Raw genomic sequence first — 15836 nt, 5'->3', positions numbered from 1 at the left:
TTAATCGGTAATAAAATGTTACTACCACTTCGTGATTATTTTCCGCCCACTCTTCGAAACAACGCTTATCGCAAAATGAGTTACCTTCGCGATCGTCATAAACGAATTCTTTACAGTTGAGTACGGCGCTACAATTCTCGCAAATACGCATTTGTTACTCCGTTTTATCAAAGCGTTGTTCTACTGGAACGATAAGTTCTACTCTCGACCAGTTTCCTGTATCACCCTTTAAAGCGACAGTTGAACAACTATTTACCGTTCCGTCCTCACGAGCAACTCCGATTGTTCCTACAGGATTGACACTTAAACTGCGAGAAATCGTACGAACGATATCACCTTTCTTAATCTCACCAACCTCACGACCGATAGCCGCCCACTTAAGTTTCTCTGCCTTCGCTTTCTTTTCTTCCTCGGCTTCACGGGTGATATGTTCCGCTTCTTCTTTCGTTAATGGTTCGAGGTCTTTTCGGTGTACCCAAGGTGCTGAGGCTTCGCCACCGTTTATATAAGCGGTTTTGAACGAGTCATCACCATCTTCGTTGTCGTATTCAACTAGATTAACGACGGTGCCGATTTCATAGTTATGTGGCCCGCAAACATATTCAGTATGATCTCCACCAATAACCCTCGCAAAGTCGCCTTCTTTCAATAATGCTTGTTTAGCTTCGAGGACTTCTTCGTCGGTTGCTTTTACTAGTTCGTGCTCGCGAAACCAAGGATAAAGTAGTTCTCTTCCTTGTAAATCTTCGCATTTAAATGGTTGATTATCTTCACTATCGTGGAAAATCTTCACGATGTCTCCGACTTTACCTGAATGATTACTTTCTCCGATTACCTTCGCATAATCACCGACCTGTAGACGCTCTACCATTGGCTCACTTTCGTTCTCGGCACTCTTTTCTTCCGAAGTTCCTTGTTCCGCCTGCCCTTGCTGCTCATTTTGCAACGCCTGCATACTACGTGTAATTTTTTCTAAGTCAGACGGGGTACCTTCGAGTTTAGTTCCGTCAGGTAATTCGATTTTCACTACGCCTTCCGCGTCGGTTAGTTTGTCGTTAGTGATTGCGTGGGATTTTCGGAATACTTTCCAATCGTCGTCATTACAATCACGGCTACGCTCATCATTAATATCATCGAGGAATTTCATATCATTAATTTTATTAGTTCTTACAACTTCGTAGAATGCTTCGTACGTTAAATCATCATCATACCCTTCTTCGAAACATTGAATTAAATCGTCAACTCTACCTCCGTCTGTAACTAACTCATAAACAAACCCGTTAAATTCCACCGTATTTTCATTAACAACTTTAACTCCGTCTAATTTAGCCATGTTTAATTTCCTCCTCGTTTTCTTCGTTATTAGTTACTGCTGTTAACTCAATCCACCGTTGGCTCGCGCTAGTTTCCGTCGCCCAATACTCACGTTGACCTGCACATTCGAACATAAATACTCGATCACCTTCGACGCCTGCGATATAGTCACAATCTTCAGACGTATAAGCCTGGTCGTTTCCTTTTGTCGCACGTACTACTAATGCATTGTCGCGGTCTTGACGTACGCGAATTGTTTTTACTTGAATTTTATACCATTGTTTGTTGAGCGGGTCTCGCGCTACCAAGTCGTAAACCTCCGGGATGAGCGGTTTTGCTACTTCCCAACCGAGGTTTAAGAGCGCGAGGGCTACTCGTAATTCCGAGCAACCGCCCTTAATTGTTGTTTCGTGTGCCATCTAAACGCCCCTTTCCAAACGCTCCCTTAAAACGGAAGCGAATCGTCATCAATTTCGATTGGTGTTCCTTCGTTGCTTGCACTTTTCGAAGCCGTTGGCAATTTCGATTTATCAATCGCTTCATCTTCCGCATCTTGTAACAATGCAATGATGTCGCTTTCTTCACGGAAGTTTGCTAAGTCCTCAAACCCGTAGTCAATACCAATAAACGATTTAGCCTTTTCGAGTTGGTCTTCGGACGCTTCACCGGATTCAAGGGCGTATGACTTGTCCACTTGTTTAAAGTGAACCGCTTCACCTACTAGTGAATATTGCGGGTTAAACTTACGTCCCATCTTTTCGGCTTTATCGTAGTCGGCGATAATGTTGTTGATATGGAACTCAGCCGTATCGATCACGCGGTAAGTGCCGTACTCCAAGTCATATACAGGAATCATTGCGTACATCTTACGTTTTGCACCGACTTTACATGATGGACACTCCGTTTTACCTGGCTTGAAGTATTTCGTAATGTCTGCGTTTGTTTCTAGCGGTGAATGGAGACAAGAGTGTTTTCGGAATCGGTGAATCGTACGTTTACCATCGAATGTTTTATCTTCGTGTACGAAGTAGAAATACCAATCGTCTGGTTCCGCTAGTAAGATGAATGTACGCCCCTCTGCGTTTACTTCACCGTGTTTTCCCATTCGAACGTAACGCGTCACACCTTCCGGAAATTCGCTATTCCCTCCGTTTTGGCTAGCTTCACGTTGTTCCTCACGCTTTTTTAACGTTTCTCTAATACCCATTGAAACAACTCCTTCGTTATAAATTCGAGCTTGGGTGACTCCCACGCCCGTATTACGTAACTGACTTCAATTACGCAATACCGACGCGGGGGATACATCGGTAGAAATCAAGAACTTTGGACGTAACGCATCGTGCTGTAATGCCAAGCGCCCATATGACGCCACTACCCGTTGTTCATATTCGGGGGAGGTGAAGATGGTGATAACGACGGGTAATGACGTTATATCGACGTGCATTTTTCGACTTTTATGTTGGATACTGTCGTTAGGAGTTTAGTTCATTAACAATTGTTAATACTACAAACATAAGTTATAATAAAAATACGAGGTACACTAAAAGTGGACTTCGGCTTAACACATCGTTAAGCAAAACCATTGCAATTAATCGACCTGCCAAGTCGGTTAGTTGTACGTACAAAGGGTAGCATTTAGCCCCCTCTGTACGTATTTAGAATCGTGCTATGATTTACGAGTTCTATATACAATGCCTAAGTATATAGAACGTATTACGCAAGAAGATAATCCTGGTAATCACCGAATTGTCTTTCGTCGAAGCGCTTTGCCAGGCGCTCGAGCTTGCGTATAACTGTCGAGTGATGTAGCCCCAACATTTTTCCGATTGCCGTCGGCGTTGGAGTCTTATTTTCACTTGACAGAAACGATTCAACGATTGCCGTCGTTGTCTCGTCGTTGACCTCACCCGGGTCAGTTAAGAAGTCGATTAGCTCTCGCTGGTCGGCTTCTTTCTTTTTTATAACGTGTTCTTCTATATCGAATTCGTCAGCGATAGTTTCGAACATTGCCGTGTTCTCTTCCTCATCACTATCTGATCCATCATATAACTCATACTTCCTTCTAGTACGTAACTTCCGTAATAGTGACTTATAGCCATTTCCGAGTGATACTGTGAATAGCTTTACGAAATCACCGCCAACGTTATTTCGTAAACTTTCCAATACCTTTTGTATTACATCGTGGAACAATCCAGTTATATCATGTTCGTTTGCCATATATGTAGCAGTGCTCCAATATCGGAGCTTGTCCCGATATACCTCTGATAAACTAATGTACAAATCCGTAAATACAAAATCATCTCCTGTTCGAAGATACTCGGTTGCCATCTTGTTAATATTTGATTTTTGTTCGTCTTTCACTTCTTATTCCCCCTTACAATAACTATGACGCACAAGTTGCCACACTCGCGCACTTTTTTTAAAAATCCTTTATAAACATATATTAACAAATAATTTTCAGAAATATCGAAAAGTCAACCAAGTATCTTACTTTATTTTTCGTTTACTTTTATAAGCATTTTCTCTACATAAAAAAAAAACGAGCAGCTATTATAGCTACTCTGCTTTCTAATGGTACACGCTGATTTAGCCACCAGGAGTGGTTTCTTGTGCCATTGTTTTTGCGTTATTATTATTGTTACTGTCTAATGGTGTGTTAAGCACAAACAACCCTAGAATCGCTACTAAACCCACAGAAACTCCTAACAAAATCTTCTTCAAACTGAATTCCTCCCTTTTCATTTTCAATATTTACTTTAAAGTCTATAAGTGACTTGGTCAATCCAGAACGATCTCCTCGTTCGTAGATTTCCCTAGCAACCAGACTAGAGAAAAAGAAGTTTGAGTTAGAAAAGAAGTGTTGAAAACATTCATAAAGTTCTGAGAACGAATTATAGGAGCGAGCTTTGTATAAGAGTAAAAAGTCTTTTTCTCCCCTTTCTTCTATAATACTATCTATTAATTGTCCTTTTGTATTATCCTTTTGATATTCAATAAGTCTTGTGTCTGATTTCGCTCCTAATGGTATTCCCAAATAAATTTTAACACAATCTAATCTATCTCTTGCTTGTACCTTGAACCTCTCTACTCCAATCGTCTTGGCAATGACGTAACTATTATGAAGATATTTTAGACATCTTTCGTTGTCTTCATTCAAATACGTCATCCCTACATAGTATGACGCATCTGCAACGGTTTTCGCGCAAATATTGGCATTGATTATTAAAGAAGCACATTTTCTTGCTAAATGTAATTGATTACGATGTAAAAAAATGGGAGCGAGAATTTCAGCCAACCTATGTAAAAAACACTCCTTAATAAATAATTTCCTACTATCACTTAAATCTTCTATCATGGAGGATGCCTCCCGTGCTACCTCTAACATGATATGAATTTTTTTCTGAGCAAAATAATTATAACATTTAATAATGTTTACAAGGATATTTAATGTACTATCTTCCACACGACCGATCTTATTTAGACTCTTGATTAAATCAACTCCTTTTATTTTTCCCTGCATGTAGCTATAAATAATGCTATAAACGTTTATATAATCTTTAATTACTCCGTCGCTTTTTCTGTGTATTTGAATTAATTGTCTTAGTAGCTTTACGTTTCGAGTTATCGCAGCGTACTCTAAACTCTGCTGTATTGATTCAGCAGAATCTAGTTGTAAGCACCATTTCTCCATCTTCTCACGTTGTTCGTCTGGAAACAGATAATAGGAGAGTCTCAAGAGTTTTCTAAACCCTATAGTCCCATCCTTTTTAAATTTAGACATACACTGCTTAGATACTCCTATTTTTTCTGCTACACTTGAAAATGTTATATCATCTCTATCATTGATAGTATCGCATATCTCTCTATGAAACCCTAACACTTGAAAACCCTCCTATGCTGTATAAGAAAATTTTGGTATAATGTAATTATAACCCAAATGTGCACAAAAGTACACATTTGAATATTGAGAAATATTTTTCAAGGATGTGTTAAAATGATTGACTACACCCCTCTCCATGTCACACTAAAAGAAAAAGACATGGTGATAAGCGATTTAAGAGATAAAGTATTACATAGTAAAACAATTGCTAGAATTAACAGAGGAATGTCCGTACACTTAAGTACCGTAGAAGCTATTTGTTTACACCTTGATGTACCTATTGAAAAAGTAGTTAAAATTGCTGCCACTGAAGAGTAATAGTTTTAAACCTCCGATTTAAGAAAGGAGGTGATTACATCGTTAAAAGTCGGAAGGTGCCGTATTCCCGAACTATGTAAAAAGAACGGCATTACACAAGCTGAACTCGCTCTAAAAGTCGGTATTACACCGCAATCCATAACGGATTATGTCAGCCTGCGTAATTTGCCTAACGTAGAAAGAGCGCGTAATATTGCCGCTAAGCTACATTGTGACATCGAAGAATTGTACGAATGGGAAACGGAATAACATCTATTTACCGGGAAGGTTTCGTATCTTCCCTCCGACCGAAAATACGTGAATTCACGTATGATAATTTTAATCGAACTGGCTCCGCATTATCAACTACAGATATCAACGAATCCTTTCCTTCTTTTAGTAACGAGTCATTCGCATCCTTAAATTCACAAACATATCCATTTGTCAAGCGCATTTTGCCATTTAAATATTTCTCAAGTTCTTTTCGAAGTTTCTCGCCTGCTGGATCGTTATCCGCTACGATAACTAATTCTTCTATCGGCGACTTCAATATTTGCTCTGCCTTTCGTTGGTTAAACGACGAGGATCCGTTTGCCAGTCCGAAAACCCCAGCCGTCATAAATGACATCGCATCTATTTCCGCCTCACAATATACTGCCCGCTTAATATTTCGTTTATAAGCGAGATGTAATCCGTATATCAAATCTCCAATTGGCTTTCCGTCCTTTTCGTACCAGAATGCTTTGCCGCGCGTTTTCCGATACTTAATATTCGCCAATCTACCGTTTGTATCAAACCACGGAATTACCACCGCCTGCCTAAAGCGGTCGTAACCGATCTTCATTTGCCGTTGTACTTCCTCACTAATACCTCGCTGTCCTAAATACGGGTGGCGATAAGCGTATTCTTGCAACCGACCAAAATCGAGGGCCTTATGGCCGCTTTCAATCCGGAGTTTCGGCGGCTTAAGTACGAGGTTGTCGTAGGTGTAACATGTACCATATGATTCTAACAGGTATGCTTCCGTCTCTTCATAGGTCTCATTTCGCAAGTAAGATAACAATCTGGTAAAGTTGCCGCTTTCCCATTCGCTATCAAATGCACCCGAGTCTTTCCACGTACCAGCGTAATCCCCGTCTAAGTTAACGAAAAAGCTCGGCGTGTGTTCATATCGAAATGGCGAGGCTGCAATTAGTTTATCAGAAGTCCATCTTTCGTTAGTCCAAGAAAACTGCCGAAGTTCATACTCGATGTCTACATTTACGTCCTGCCCACGTATTTGAATACTTGACAAGGTGACCCACCTACCGTTCTTTTAAATTAAAACACGCTCGTAAATTGTTTCGCTGCTTCCTCTCCTGTTTCCATTTCCTTAATCACGCCAATCTGCGGCATGTAAATGATTTCGGCGCTTTCGCCTTCACCACCGTCACGACCTTTATTAATACCGATTATACCTCGTCCTTGTTTTGCATCAGTATCAACCGCAATCAATAACGCCGCATCCTCTAAGAGTGCTTTCGTTTTCTTTACTTCGCTACGTTTCGGTAAGCGTAATTCTCTTTGGCCATCCTCGTCCTCGCTGTTATCGACTTCGTCTGCTTGTGTAATAGCGAACATAACCACTCCTGTTTTACCGGCTAATCGACGTAAAGCCTTCGATGTAGCCGCTGCGTCCCCGCCTGCTGTCTTTGACGTGTTCTTTTCGTAATCTAAATAATAGAACGGGTCCACAATTACGACATCTGCATTTGTCTCACTTATATCTACTTCTAACTGTCGTAAATCCCTTCGATGAAAGTCGTAATCATCTACGCCTCGGACAACAATATTACCTGGTAGAATTTCATTGATATTCGCTAGGAACATTTTAAACCCTTGTTCAAATTCTTCTGATAGTTTACCATGACGGATTTCCTTCGAATCAAAACCAGCTTCTAAATTTATACCGTCTAGTTCGGCTACAGTCGCTCCAATACGTGATGAGATTGAAGTGTATAAGCGTACCATCCCTTCGAACCATCCCATTTCCATTAGCCAGATAAGCACGTTTGCACCTTGAAACGCCATTTCTACGCCCTCTTCGATAGTCGTTGCGGATTTACCACGCCCTGACTTTCCATAGATTGTGTATACGTTCGAGCTTACGTAACCGCCAATCGCCTTATTGATGAATGAAAATCGAGACTTCCAAATGCGATAAGACTCGCCCTTTTTACGACGTTCGTATTCTTCTAGGAATTTAGACGTATCTGCCTTCAAACTTGTTCCCACTTTATCACGAACGTCTGTTCTTATTATAACGCTGTCAACTCTATCTCGCAACCATTCTAGGAAAGAATTTCCGTCTAGTTGCTCAAATTGTTCAGGCGCTTCGTTTTGTAAGAATTCCATCGCTTCGACCTTTGCCGAATAAGACTTGATTTGTTTCGTTAAATACTCGAAACTATCCTCGACATTTGGTACGTAAGTGAATCCGTCGACTTCTGCTACTAGCGTACGGAAGTCGGGGACACGCCCGCGATTAGTTTCTACGTAATCTTTAATAAAACGATACGCCTTACGTTCAGCTTCCGTAACAAAATCTCGCTCTGTTACATGATTCAATTGTATCGGATTAGCCGTATCTATTACTTTCGATAAGAGCATTTCTCCGTAGTTCATTAACTACACCTCCAATTTACCATCTATATAAATATTGTGTAAGGCAACAAATGTACTAATTTTAGCGAACAAACCGAACGTAGTTTTGCAGTTTGATTACAGGAGTGTTCGAACCGCTCGCATTCTCTCCGCCATCTTTCGTTTCTGATCCTCGCTATACTGACGTAATCGCTTCATACTTACCTGCTTTTCACCTAACGTGCAACGCACTGCTAGCGGTTTTCCATCGTCGTCACTTTCGATAACTGTAACGTTTTCTTCACCAATTATCCCTACTAACTTACGAATGTGTTTTGGAACGCAAGAGTATGCGTTCCATTCCTTCGTTTCGTTGTCGAAAGTCAATACGGTTTCTTGTTCTTTTGTTGAGTATAAACTCATTGATTAGCCTCCTCCGTTTCTATTAAAATAGCGTTTTTGTTATAAACCATTGTATATGGTAAAATATAGTGACAACATGTTTTAAGGAGGTTTTAATATGCCACACGAAGTTTGGTTTCCTATACTCCTAGCAATATTCGTCGTATTTTTCCTTAATAAAGAGGAAAAACACAAACAATAACTTTATTTGTTCCAGCTTAAATGTATGTACGCAATATTTAAGCTGGTATTCTTTCAAATAAGGATTTTATTTTGTTTGGTTTTTCAGTAACTCTGGGTTTTCGTAGATGTTTCCAATGACTATAAACTCATAAATTTCACCGTATACACACTTTTGATAACCTTCCCCAATTTCAAAAGGTAACCATCCGAAGTTGCCCCATTTAACAACATGCTCAGCAAGTGATTCTTCTTGGAAATGAATACCTCCGTCATGACGACTTACAATATCCCCTTCATAAATCTCCTTACCGTTCTTGTCTTTTAAGCCTGTGTATTGCCTTAAAATTGCATCACCATATTTACCATCAAGTGAGAAGTGACACCAATCATTTACTTGACCATCAAAATTACCGTGTGTTGTTTTGCTTTCGAAATTAATGTTTACAGGAGTGAAATGTTCTCCTGTCGGTTTATATATTGCATCGAACTTAATTTCTCTCATTCTCTTTCCCTCCAAAATAACTATTTTGTTTGATTTCGCATATTTTTAAATGGCTCTATTAATAGCCAATAAATAAATTTACAAGCGTTATATATAACGGAAATGGCAACTATACTTAAAATAACAACCATATAAACTAGTCCGCCCCATCCTTCATGAATCGAATCTAAAATGAACAATGGCGAGACAAAAATTAACCCTATTACACATAAAATCACGAAGGCAATTATCATCAAACATAGTTCTTTTAGTCTTTCTTTGAATAAACCCAAATTTCAATCACCTCGTTTTCTATTCAAATAACGCTCTCGTTATAAATTAATCATCATAGTCGGTATCATCAATTGCAATAAACTCTTTGTTGCATTTTGGACACTTTGCTATGTATTTAGGATGATAGGTATCATCATAAAATCTAAATTGACTACCTTCTCCGCAATGAGTACATTCCCAATACCCTTGCATATATCCACTGGTTGTTTCTGGTCTATCGCAATTAACGGAATAAACTAGATAAGGCTTATCTGGAGCGTAATGCGGTGCATACATAAAAGGTGTTAAATTAACCATCTCTAATTCCCCTTTTCTATTCAAATAACGCTTTTGCTCAGTTTTCCTATATTTCCAATTCCTTTCGAATCTCATCAGTCATCATTAAAAATTCTCTAGCATTTATAACAACATGGGTGTAGTCTTCTGAGGAATTTACTTTCATAAACACATTTATCAATTTCTTCTTCTCATTCGTGATAAATTCGATAGTGTCTTCCTCTTCCATCATGCAAGTTAATTCATGCTTCTTCATATTTCCAACCCTCCGTTTTTATACAAAATTCAAATTTGGTCTTACTTTTCCGTTTCCTCCAACACAACGTTATAAAGTCCGAAGGTCACTCCGAAAATAAAAGCGGTAACTTTTATTTCCATACCACTTAGTCCACAAAAATACGTAAGCCAAAACCACGTTGGCAAAGACATGAATACTGCGATAATAATCTTTTTCATTATGAGTTCTCCTTCATTCCTTCTAAGATTGAAAACATTAGTAAACCTAATAGTAGTAATACTGTGTATATAATATTCTCTGTAAAAGTAAGTCCTATATAAATTGAGAATGATGACACAGGTACGAAAACAAGGAATTGAAATACGATTAATATTAATTTTTTCATCTTCGCATCCCCCTTTTCGAATCACCCTCGAACGGCAACACCACGCATAAATCTCGCACTCTATCGTACAACCTACGATCAAACACGCTTTCCAACTCGTCGATAGGAATGTTCGAGGTGTAAACCGTAGGTAATCCGTTCGTTATCCGGTGGTTAATCACCGCGTGTAAATCGCCTCGAAATGCTTCGGTTGCACTACGTACTCCAATATCGTCCAATATCGCAAAAGGGGCCGTCTTAGCGTTAGTCATGCGACGGTAGTATTCCTTTGCGGATTTCTCCGCCGTTTCACGCGGTATGTTTGACCGATTAAATTCGTTAAATAACGTTTGCCATTCGTTCACATCTAAAAAATAACCAGGTACCTGCAACGATTGCCTATTTCGCTGCAAACTACCGATGTAATGCCGGATTAGCCATTCATTTAAAATAACGGCTGCTGTTGTCGTTTTCCCTGTACCAGTTTCTTCGGAAAACAAATACATCGATTTGATCTTGTCTTTTACATCCGTTGCCTCATCCGCCTCAAATTGTCGTGAGAAAGTCGTTACATACGCTTCGATAGATTTATAGACTTTCGGTTGTGTATCTTTTACAGGCGAATTCAGTAGCGTTAAATGACGGTATTCTTTTGGTAAGTTGGTCGCTGCCATACGTCCACCTTTCCCGTTAAATCCGTGTAGTGCGATGTATGAAGGGCATTGACGGTTACATGATTCGCTTTTGTACAGTGAACAATGATCGGATAGAATACATTGCATCAAACCAACGCCTCCCCTGCGAATTTATCCTCATAATATTCCGTAACAGCCTTGATGTCCTCACCCGCTAGAACAGCGCCTCCTTTACGTAACTCCATGCCGTATGGACACTGTTTATAGCACTTATCTTCTACGGCACCCATTCGAATTAGTTCGTTAAAAGGACAATCGAAGCAATGATTGTTTAGTATTCGAAGCACCTTACTACGTGCTTCTTCTTTTTCAATATTGTTATAGGTACACTTTGGAAACTCATTCCTACGTGCTAATAACGTTTTTTCACGACCACATGACGGACATCCCACACCCCTTTTAAAATGCATGTAAGCAATCGAAGGTTTTTCATTAGGGTGATACGGGCATGTGTAACGCATTTTCGTACGGTTATTTTTGTAAACCGTCTCTAGTAATGTATAACCTCTTTCCGCAAACTCTTTACGTACTTCTTCAATCGTTCTAGTACGATATTTATGTTGTTGTCGTTTACATTGACGGCAACCACCGAAACCCTTTCGCATATTACCTGCTGTTATCTGGATAATACTTTCAGGATGCTGACGGCATTTACAACGCATCGGTGTTCTTGCGTTTATATAATCCGTTTCTAGTAAATCGTACCCTTTAGAATCAAAAAGTGCTTTTACTTCTTCGAACGTGAATTTAGAACGCGCCATTTGTCTTCCCTCCGTTCATAAATAATCGATAATTTCTTCCGTACTAACTTCCATAACCTCCGTCTGTCTTTGTAACTTCGCTTCTTCCTTACGTAACTCATCAAGCACTCGCGGTAGAATACGCCCTCGCATATACGAATACATAAACGCAAAGTTTAATCCAGGATACTCCCGTGTCGGCTTATAATCGGCAAAACATGCGTCGATGAATTGTTTTGTTGCTTCCGGTTTATACTCAGCAATAAACGTCTTCAACATACGTCCTTCCATCGCATAGCTACGAGTGACATAAGGAATTTTATAACGCTCCTCATGTTCGTGCTTTAGATACTCTCGGAATGTCGTTACGTTCCACTTTTCGATTGGTAGGTTGCGGAAATCTTTCGTTGAAACTCTTTTTATGCGGGTCATTTCGTAGCCTCCTCTACTAATCCATCCCAATGCTTAAAATCGTCAATACCTGTTTCATGTAGCGTCTCAACCCGTATTTGCTTATCTAGAAAACTTTCGTATTTATTTACACTTTCTTTAGCGATTTCTACAAATTCACCTGCGCGTTCTACTTTGGCGTATTTAACCCCATATAACATGCGTCTTCGTCTAAACGTTAATCCAAGTATGTTTCTGGTAAGCGGCAGATAAATTCTTACTTGATAAAACGTATTTATAAATGTTACTTCTTCGATTTCAATTTCATAGTTACGATATCTTCCTACTACTGGGAATTTACGTAAAATCATTCTGCCCCTCCTCGTCAAATAATTGCGCATGTAACTCCTCGTTAGACGCCTGCCACAAGTCTCGTCCATCTTCCGTTTTGAATACGTTGCGACGGATTAGCGCCTCGATGTAGATTTCTTTCAGTAATAAATCGTGTAACTGCATTGTCCCTCCATTTGTATTGCTCAATTAACCTATTTGTAGATTCCTAGATTTTTGTCTCGTTATTTGAGCGTAAAATTCACGTTAGTAACCTTTTGTGACCTTACGTTCTTGTTGGCGCTCAATCACTCCAGTTACACTCCCGATGCTACACTCGACTTTTTGCTTAACTCCTTTTAACGTGTGCATGACCGACTGTAATACCGCTTGATCGTCCTTTGCCTTACGACGTTCCTTACGAATACGTTTCAGCTCTTTCAATAAGTAATTGCCACGCGCTGTAGTAAACGTTTCTATCTCGATAGTGTGTAAGATATCTTGCTGCGCTAAATCCGTTTGTGACTTACGTATATTCGTTTGTTGCATGTCGGACTCTAACGATTCTAGTTCTGATAGGATACGTTGCAGCCGCTTTTTTACGTCTCTCACCGTAAACACCTCCTATTAACTTTCCTTCAGTTCATTTACTAAGTTTTCTAAGCTATACTTGACGTCTTCTAAGGTACGGTAACCTCCGATTATTTTTCCGTTTGCATTTATGTGAAACAGAATATTCTCTAATCGTCTAATAAGGATCTTTTTATCCATATAAATCGTTCCTTTCGATATCTATTTAAAACCTGACAACTTCGCTTACGCTCGTTGTATCTCATCATCTATTAGCGGTGTTCTTTTATATAAGTAATTACCGCCGAATATATTAATGATGGAAGGATATTTCGCTAGAAATAGCCTTCAAGGTTTTTGTTTTGCAAATGATATATAAAATAACTGATATATAAATAACTAATAATTCGTCTTCAGCTCATGAAGTACCCCGCTACATATCTTGAAGTGCTCCCCCTTCACTTCGTGAGTTTAGTCCTCTATAAGAATTGAAGGTCGATGGAATTTCGGGAACTCATCTGGTATTGGTAACAACGTATATAGATTCGATGTCTGCCCTTTACCGTCGTTTTTAAGCCGTTTTTCTACTTTTATTAACCGTAGCTCTTCCAATCTCCTAATCGCTGATCTAACCGTATTCTCGGAGCACACACACTCCTTAGCGATTCGGCTTACACTTGGATACGAAGTTTTCGTTTCATAGTCTGCGTATTTACATAAGATAACGTAGACCATTTTCTCGTAGACTTTTCCGAAGTTTTTCGTATCATGTAATACGCCGTAGTCAATATTCACGTATTTACGAGTATTAAGCGCAACTACTCGATCCCTATTTTCGCTCATTCTCTCACCAACTTTATAATCGGTAGAATCGTATATACCGTATTCTCCCACTGTTGTGTACGCTCGTGTCTGCGTCTTTCCTTAACGACTAATGGCTTTCCATTCCAACGATACTCACATAGCTTTTTGATGCGTCTATTAGCGCTCTCACGGCTTATATTTAATCGTTTTGCAATCATATCTTGCGTTGGATAACATTCACCATCTTCGTCCATGAATGACGCCAGGACGCAAAGTGTCGTCCATCTTTCCGGACCTAAATCTGCTATTAAACCAGAGTGTACTGCGTCGACATACATCTTAAGGAATATACGTGTCTCTCGCTTTCCACTCGTTATTGAATATTCCGTTTGGGCTTCGATTGATACTAAGTTGCTATTTTCGCTCACTGTACTCACCCGTTTCCACCTCCGTGTAATGCCTTGTGAACTCCTTACATTTACTATGACGCAGGACTTTGTACCCTCGCGCACTTTTTCTCAAAAAAAATTAATTTATTTACGTTTTTCTACTTTTTACACCCCTATACAAAATGTGTCCAAGGTTATAAAATACAAGTTATGGAAGCTATTATTTCAATATGTTAAACCTAACGGAGGTTTGATTATGAAAGGTAGCGTATTACAAGATAAAAAAAGAGGAACCTGGTATTTTTCTTTTGATATAGGAAAAGACCCGTTTACCGGGAAAAGAAGACAAATTAAAAGACGTGGATTTAAGACTGAAAAAGAAGCGGAAAACGCATTAATTAAAGTTCAGGCTGAAATGTTAAATGACGAGTTTCTGGATTTAACACAAATGTCCTACTCTAAATATCTCGATGAATGGTTTGAAGAAAGACGGATTTATCTCCAGAAGTCCACTTATGAAATTCACTCGATTTACTGTGAGAACGTCATAAAACCAAAACTTGGACATTTCCAGTTACAAAAAATTGAACCTATTCATATTCAAAAGTTTATAAATAACTTAGTAAATGAAACAAATTACTCATCTCACACTATTCATTTAATATTTCGAATAGTAAGCTCATCATTAAAGAAAGCACAGACGATGAAGTTAATTAAAGATAACCCTGCAACCGGTACGACATTACCAAAACGACAGCGTAAAGAAATGAACGTGTGGTCACTTGATCAAGTAAATTATTTCTTAACCGAATCTAAAAACATTAAGCGATTGACTCGCTGCTATATCGCATTTGCAATGTCCCTTCTTACTGGCATGCGTCAAGGTGAAATAATGGGATTACGTTGGAAGGATATAGATTTCGAAAGAAATATCATTTACGTAAAACAAACTTTAACGCAAGCTGCCGAAATAAAAATCGGTGCAAAAAACACATCAAGTATACGATCAATTCACATTCCAGACAAGCTCGTCAATGAATTAAGAAACCATCGTAAATTGGTCCTTGAAGAGCGGTTGTGTCACGGAAAGGATTACGAAGACAATGACCTAGTAATTTGTACACGTACAGGTAAACCGATGATCCCTCGAAATCTACGAAAAGAGTTCTATAATTTAACGGAGAAACTCGGACTTCCTAAAATACGTTTTCATGACCTACGCCATACTCATGCGACTATGCTGATACAACAAAATGTTAATGTAAAATTAATCGCTGATCGGTTAGGTCATTCCGATATTGAAACTACACTTAATACGTATAGTCACGTTCTGCCTGACATGCAAAAATCGGTATCTGAAAAACTAGATAAAATCATGAATATTTAATCGACATGTTGCCACTTCTGTGTCCACGCTCGATTTTACGTCTATTAACCGTCAAAAATACGTGAATTTACGTATATCTTAAGTCTAAGTGCCTGAAGAAGGTATGGTCGAAGTCGGCGAATTAAAAATACACCAAGCATCGCATGCCCGCTACTTTGAAGACTTCTTAAAATTTGTCGA

24 protein-coding genes and 1 pseudogene are annotated in these 15836 nt (G+C 39.1%); 4 read left to right on the top strand and 21 right to left on the bottom strand.

Annotated features, from left to right (window positions below; all coding sequences use genetic code 11):
- Positions 1 to 154 precede the first annotated feature (154 nt).
- The 5 genes from MR056_RS19185 to MR056_RS19165 all read right to left on the bottom strand — a co-directional run bounded on the left by MR056_RS19185 (position 155) and on the right by MR056_RS19165 (position 5194).
- A complete protein-coding gene (locus MR056_RS19185) occupies positions 155 to 1333 on the bottom strand; it encodes a hypothetical protein (RefSeq protein WP_210351298.1) in 1179 nt (392 codons plus the stop codon).
- Positions 1326 to 1733, bottom strand: a complete 408-nt coding sequence (locus MR056_RS19180; RefSeq protein WP_048723686.1) for a group I intron-associated PD-(D/E)XK endonuclease — start codon at positions 1731 to 1733, stop codon at positions 1326 to 1328. The genes MR056_RS19185 and MR056_RS19180 overlap by 8 nt, the downstream gene beginning before the upstream one ends.
- Positions 1734 to 1759: 26 nt before the next feature.
- Positions 1760 to 2521: a hypothetical protein gene (locus MR056_RS19175; RefSeq protein ID WP_048723687.1), complete on the bottom strand. Its 762-nt coding sequence runs from the start codon at positions 2519 to 2521 to the stop codon at positions 1760 to 1762.
- 506 nt (positions 2522 to 3027) lie between these two features.
- Positions 3028 to 3675, bottom strand: a complete 648-nt coding sequence (locus tag MR056_RS19170) for a hypothetical protein (RefSeq protein ID WP_048723688.1) — start codon at positions 3673 to 3675, stop codon at positions 3028 to 3030.
- Between the two features lie 295 nt (positions 3676 to 3970).
- Positions 3971 to 5194 carry an AimR family lysis-lysogeny pheromone receptor gene (locus tag MR056_RS19165; RefSeq protein WP_048723689.1) on the bottom strand — a complete coding sequence of 408 codons (1224 nt, stop codon included), beginning with the start codon at positions 5192 to 5194 and terminating at the stop codon, positions 3971 to 3973.
- Positions 5195 to 5308: 114 nt separating this feature from the next.
- Between MR056_RS19165 and MR056_RS19160 the strand changes: the two genes are divergently transcribed.
- Together MR056_RS19160 and MR056_RS19155 are read left to right on the top strand one after the other, a co-directional pair.
- Positions 5309 to 5512, top strand: a complete 204-nt coding sequence (locus MR056_RS19160; protein ID WP_048723690.1) for a helix-turn-helix domain-containing protein — start codon at positions 5309 to 5311, stop codon at positions 5510 to 5512.
- Positions 5513 to 5542: 30 nt separating this feature from the next.
- Entirely contained in the window at positions 5543 to 5761 is a 219-nt protein-coding gene (locus MR056_RS19155; RefSeq protein ID WP_235436449.1) for a helix-turn-helix transcriptional regulator, read from the top strand.
- A 7-nt stretch (positions 5762 to 5768) separates the two neighbouring features.
- Here MR056_RS19155 and MR056_RS19150 read toward each other — a convergent pair whose 3' ends face one another.
- The 16 genes from MR056_RS19150 to MR056_RS19075 form a co-directional block, all read right to left on the bottom strand.
- Entirely contained in the window at positions 5769 to 6785 is a 1017-nt protein-coding gene (locus MR056_RS19150) for a toprim domain-containing protein (protein ID WP_048723691.1), read from the bottom strand.
- Between the two features lie 26 nt (positions 6786 to 6811).
- The gene (locus MR056_RS19145; protein ID WP_087095132.1) at positions 6812 to 8155 is read right to left on the bottom strand and encodes a DnaB-like helicase C-terminal domain-containing protein; all 1344 of its coding nucleotides are present in this window, start codon (positions 8153 to 8155) and stop codon (positions 6812 to 6814) included.
- Between the two features lie 96 nt (positions 8156 to 8251).
- Complete coding sequence (locus MR056_RS19140) at positions 8252 to 8536, bottom strand: hypothetical protein (protein WP_048723693.1); 285 nt, start codon at positions 8534 to 8536, stop codon at positions 8252 to 8254.
- Between the two features lie 247 nt (positions 8537 to 8783).
- Positions 8784 to 9200, bottom strand: coding sequence for a YopX family protein (locus MR056_RS19135; RefSeq protein ID WP_048723694.1), 417 nt, complete (start codon positions 9198 to 9200; stop codon positions 8784 to 8786).
- Between the two features lie 20 nt (positions 9201 to 9220).
- Positions 9221 to 9472, bottom strand: coding sequence for a hypothetical protein (locus tag MR056_RS19130; RefSeq protein ID WP_087095133.1), 252 nt, complete (start codon positions 9470 to 9472; stop codon positions 9221 to 9223).
- 46 nt (positions 9473 to 9518) lie between these two features.
- Positions 9519 to 9770, bottom strand: coding sequence for a hypothetical protein (locus MR056_RS19125; RefSeq protein WP_087095134.1), 252 nt, complete (start codon positions 9768 to 9770; stop codon positions 9519 to 9521).
- Between the two features lie 46 nt (positions 9771 to 9816).
- On the bottom strand, positions 9817 to 10005 hold the full coding sequence (locus tag MR056_RS19120) for a hypothetical protein (RefSeq protein ID WP_087095135.1): 189 nt from the start codon (positions 10003 to 10005) through the stop codon (positions 9817 to 9819).
- Between the two features lie 41 nt (positions 10006 to 10046).
- Positions 10047 to 10205, bottom strand: a complete 159-nt coding sequence (locus tag MR056_RS19115) for a hypothetical protein (protein ID WP_164468644.1) — start codon at positions 10203 to 10205, stop codon at positions 10047 to 10049.
- A gap of 163 nt (positions 10206 to 10368) precedes the next feature.
- Positions 10369 to 11133, bottom strand: coding sequence for a P-loop NTPase family protein (locus MR056_RS19110; protein ID WP_048723697.1), 765 nt, complete (start codon positions 11131 to 11133; stop codon positions 10369 to 10371).
- Entirely contained in the window at positions 11133 to 11807 is a 675-nt protein-coding gene (locus MR056_RS19105) for a hypothetical protein (RefSeq protein ID WP_087095136.1), read from the bottom strand. The genes MR056_RS19110 and MR056_RS19105 overlap by 1 nt, the downstream gene beginning before the upstream one ends.
- A 15-nt stretch (positions 11808 to 11822) precedes the next feature.
- Complete coding sequence (locus MR056_RS19100) at positions 11823 to 12218, bottom strand: hypothetical protein (RefSeq protein ID WP_235436451.1); 396 nt, start codon at positions 12216 to 12218, stop codon at positions 11823 to 11825.
- Positions 12215 to 12547 carry a hypothetical protein gene (locus MR056_RS19095; protein ID WP_048723699.1) on the bottom strand — a complete coding sequence of 111 codons (333 nt, stop codon included), beginning with the start codon at positions 12545 to 12547 and terminating at the stop codon, positions 12215 to 12217. The genes MR056_RS19100 and MR056_RS19095 overlap by 4 nt, the downstream gene beginning before the upstream one ends.
- A complete protein-coding gene (gene fbpA / locus MR056_RS19090) occupies positions 12534 to 12692 on the bottom strand; it encodes a Fur-regulated basic protein FbpA (RefSeq protein ID WP_087095137.1) in 159 nt (52 codons plus the stop codon). The genes MR056_RS19095 and fbpA overlap by 14 nt, the downstream gene beginning before the upstream one ends.
- 81 nt (positions 12693 to 12773) lie before the next feature.
- Positions 12774 to 13118 carry a hypothetical protein gene (locus tag MR056_RS19085; protein WP_048723700.1) on the bottom strand — a complete coding sequence of 115 codons (345 nt, stop codon included), beginning with the start codon at positions 13116 to 13118 and terminating at the stop codon, positions 12774 to 12776.
- Positions 13119 to 13547: 429 nt separating this feature from the next.
- Positions 13548 to 13919, bottom strand: coding sequence for a helix-turn-helix domain-containing protein (locus MR056_RS19080; protein ID WP_048723701.1), 372 nt, complete (start codon positions 13917 to 13919; stop codon positions 13548 to 13550).
- Positions 13916 to 14317, bottom strand: coding sequence for a helix-turn-helix domain-containing protein (locus tag MR056_RS19075; protein ID WP_048723702.1), 402 nt, complete (start codon positions 14315 to 14317; stop codon positions 13916 to 13918). Before MR056_RS19075 ends, MR056_RS19080 begins: the two co-directional genes overlap by 4 nt.
- Before the next feature lie 208 nt (positions 14318 to 14525).
- Between MR056_RS19075 and MR056_RS19070 the strand changes: the two genes are divergently transcribed.
- Both MR056_RS19070 and MR056_RS19065 read left to right on the top strand, forming a co-directional pair.
- Positions 14526 to 15656 carry a site-specific integrase gene (locus tag MR056_RS19070; RefSeq protein ID WP_048723703.1) on the top strand — a complete coding sequence of 377 codons (1131 nt, stop codon included), beginning with the start codon at positions 14526 to 14528 and terminating at the stop codon, positions 15654 to 15656.
- Between the two features lie 88 nt (positions 15657 to 15744).
- Positions 15745 to 15836 (top strand): annotated as a pseudogene (locus MR056_RS19065) (DUF3900 domain-containing protein); the annotation flags it as partial.

It is taken from the genome of Bacillus cereus group sp. BfR-BA-01360, assembly GCF_022663595.1.
GTDB lineage: Bacteria > Bacillota > Bacilli > Bacillales > Bacillaceae_G > Bacillus_A > Bacillus_A cytotoxicus.
The sequence above is the reverse complement of the archived record's forward strand: the minus strand, read 5'-3'. Positions and strand labels throughout refer to the sequence as shown.

What these genes read in the sequence shown, in the direction of transcription:
- MR056_RS19110 (WP_048723697.1), bottom strand. Translation starts at nt 11,133, where the DNA reads ATGCAATGTATTCTATCCGATCATTGTTCACTGTACAAAAGCGAATCA.
- MR056_RS19095 (WP_048723699.1), bottom strand. Translation starts at nt 12,547, where the DNA reads ATGATTTTACGTAAATTCCCAGTAGTAGGAAGATATCGTAACTATGAA.
- MR056_RS19115 (WP_164468644.1), bottom strand. Translation starts at nt 10,205, where the DNA reads ATGAAAAAGATTATTATCGCAGTATTCATGTCTTTGCCAACGTGGTTT.
- MR056_RS19080 (WP_048723701.1), bottom strand. Translation starts at nt 13,919, where the DNA reads ATGAGCGAAAATAGGGATCGAGTAGTTGCGCTTAATACTCGTAAATAC.
- MR056_RS19105 (WP_087095136.1), bottom strand. Translation starts at nt 11,807, where the DNA reads ATGGCGCGTTCTAAATTCACGTTCGAAGAAGTAAAAGCACTTTTTGAT.
- MR056_RS19120 (WP_087095135.1), bottom strand. Translation starts at nt 10,005, where the DNA reads ATGAAGAAGCATGAATTAACTTGCATGATGGAAGAGGAAGACACTATC.
- MR056_RS19145 (WP_087095132.1), bottom strand. Translation starts at nt 8,155, where the DNA reads ATGAACTACGGAGAAATGCTCTTATCGAAAGTAATAGATACGGCTAAT.
- MR056_RS19070 (WP_048723703.1), top strand. Translation starts at nt 14,526, where the DNA reads ATGAAAGGTAGCGTATTACAAGATAAAAAAAGAGGAACCTGGTATTTT.
- MR056_RS19140 (WP_048723693.1), bottom strand. Translation starts at nt 8,536, where the DNA reads ATGAGTTTATACTCAACAAAAGAACAAGAAACCGTATTGACTTTCGAC.
- MR056_RS19180 (WP_048723686.1), bottom strand. Translation starts at nt 1,733, where the DNA reads ATGGCACACGAAACAACAATTAAGGGCGGTTGCTCGGAATTACGAGTA.
- MR056_RS19175 (WP_048723687.1), bottom strand. Translation starts at nt 2,521, where the DNA reads ATGGGTATTAGAGAAACGTTAAAAAAGCGTGAGGAACAACGTGAAGCT.
- MR056_RS19100 (WP_235436451.1), bottom strand. Translation starts at nt 12,218, where the DNA reads ATGACCCGCATAAAAAGAGTTTCAACGAAAGATTTCCGCAACCTACCA.
- MR056_RS19125 (WP_087095134.1), bottom strand. Translation starts at nt 9,770, where the DNA reads ATGGTTAATTTAACACCTTTTATGTATGCACCGCATTACGCTCCAGAT.
- fbpA (WP_087095137.1), bottom strand. Translation starts at nt 12,692, where the DNA reads ATGCAGTTACACGATTTATTACTGAAAGAAATCTACATCGAGGCGCTA.
- MR056_RS19135 (WP_048723694.1), bottom strand. Translation starts at nt 9,200, where the DNA reads ATGAGAGAAATTAAGTTCGATGCAATATATAAACCGACAGGAGAACAT.
- MR056_RS19160 (WP_048723690.1), top strand. Translation starts at nt 5,309, where the DNA reads ATGATTGACTACACCCCTCTCCATGTCACACTAAAAGAAAAAGACATG.
- MR056_RS19185 (WP_210351298.1), bottom strand. Translation starts at nt 1,333, where the DNA reads ATGGCTAAATTAGACGGAGTTAAAGTTGTTAATGAAAATACGGTGGAA.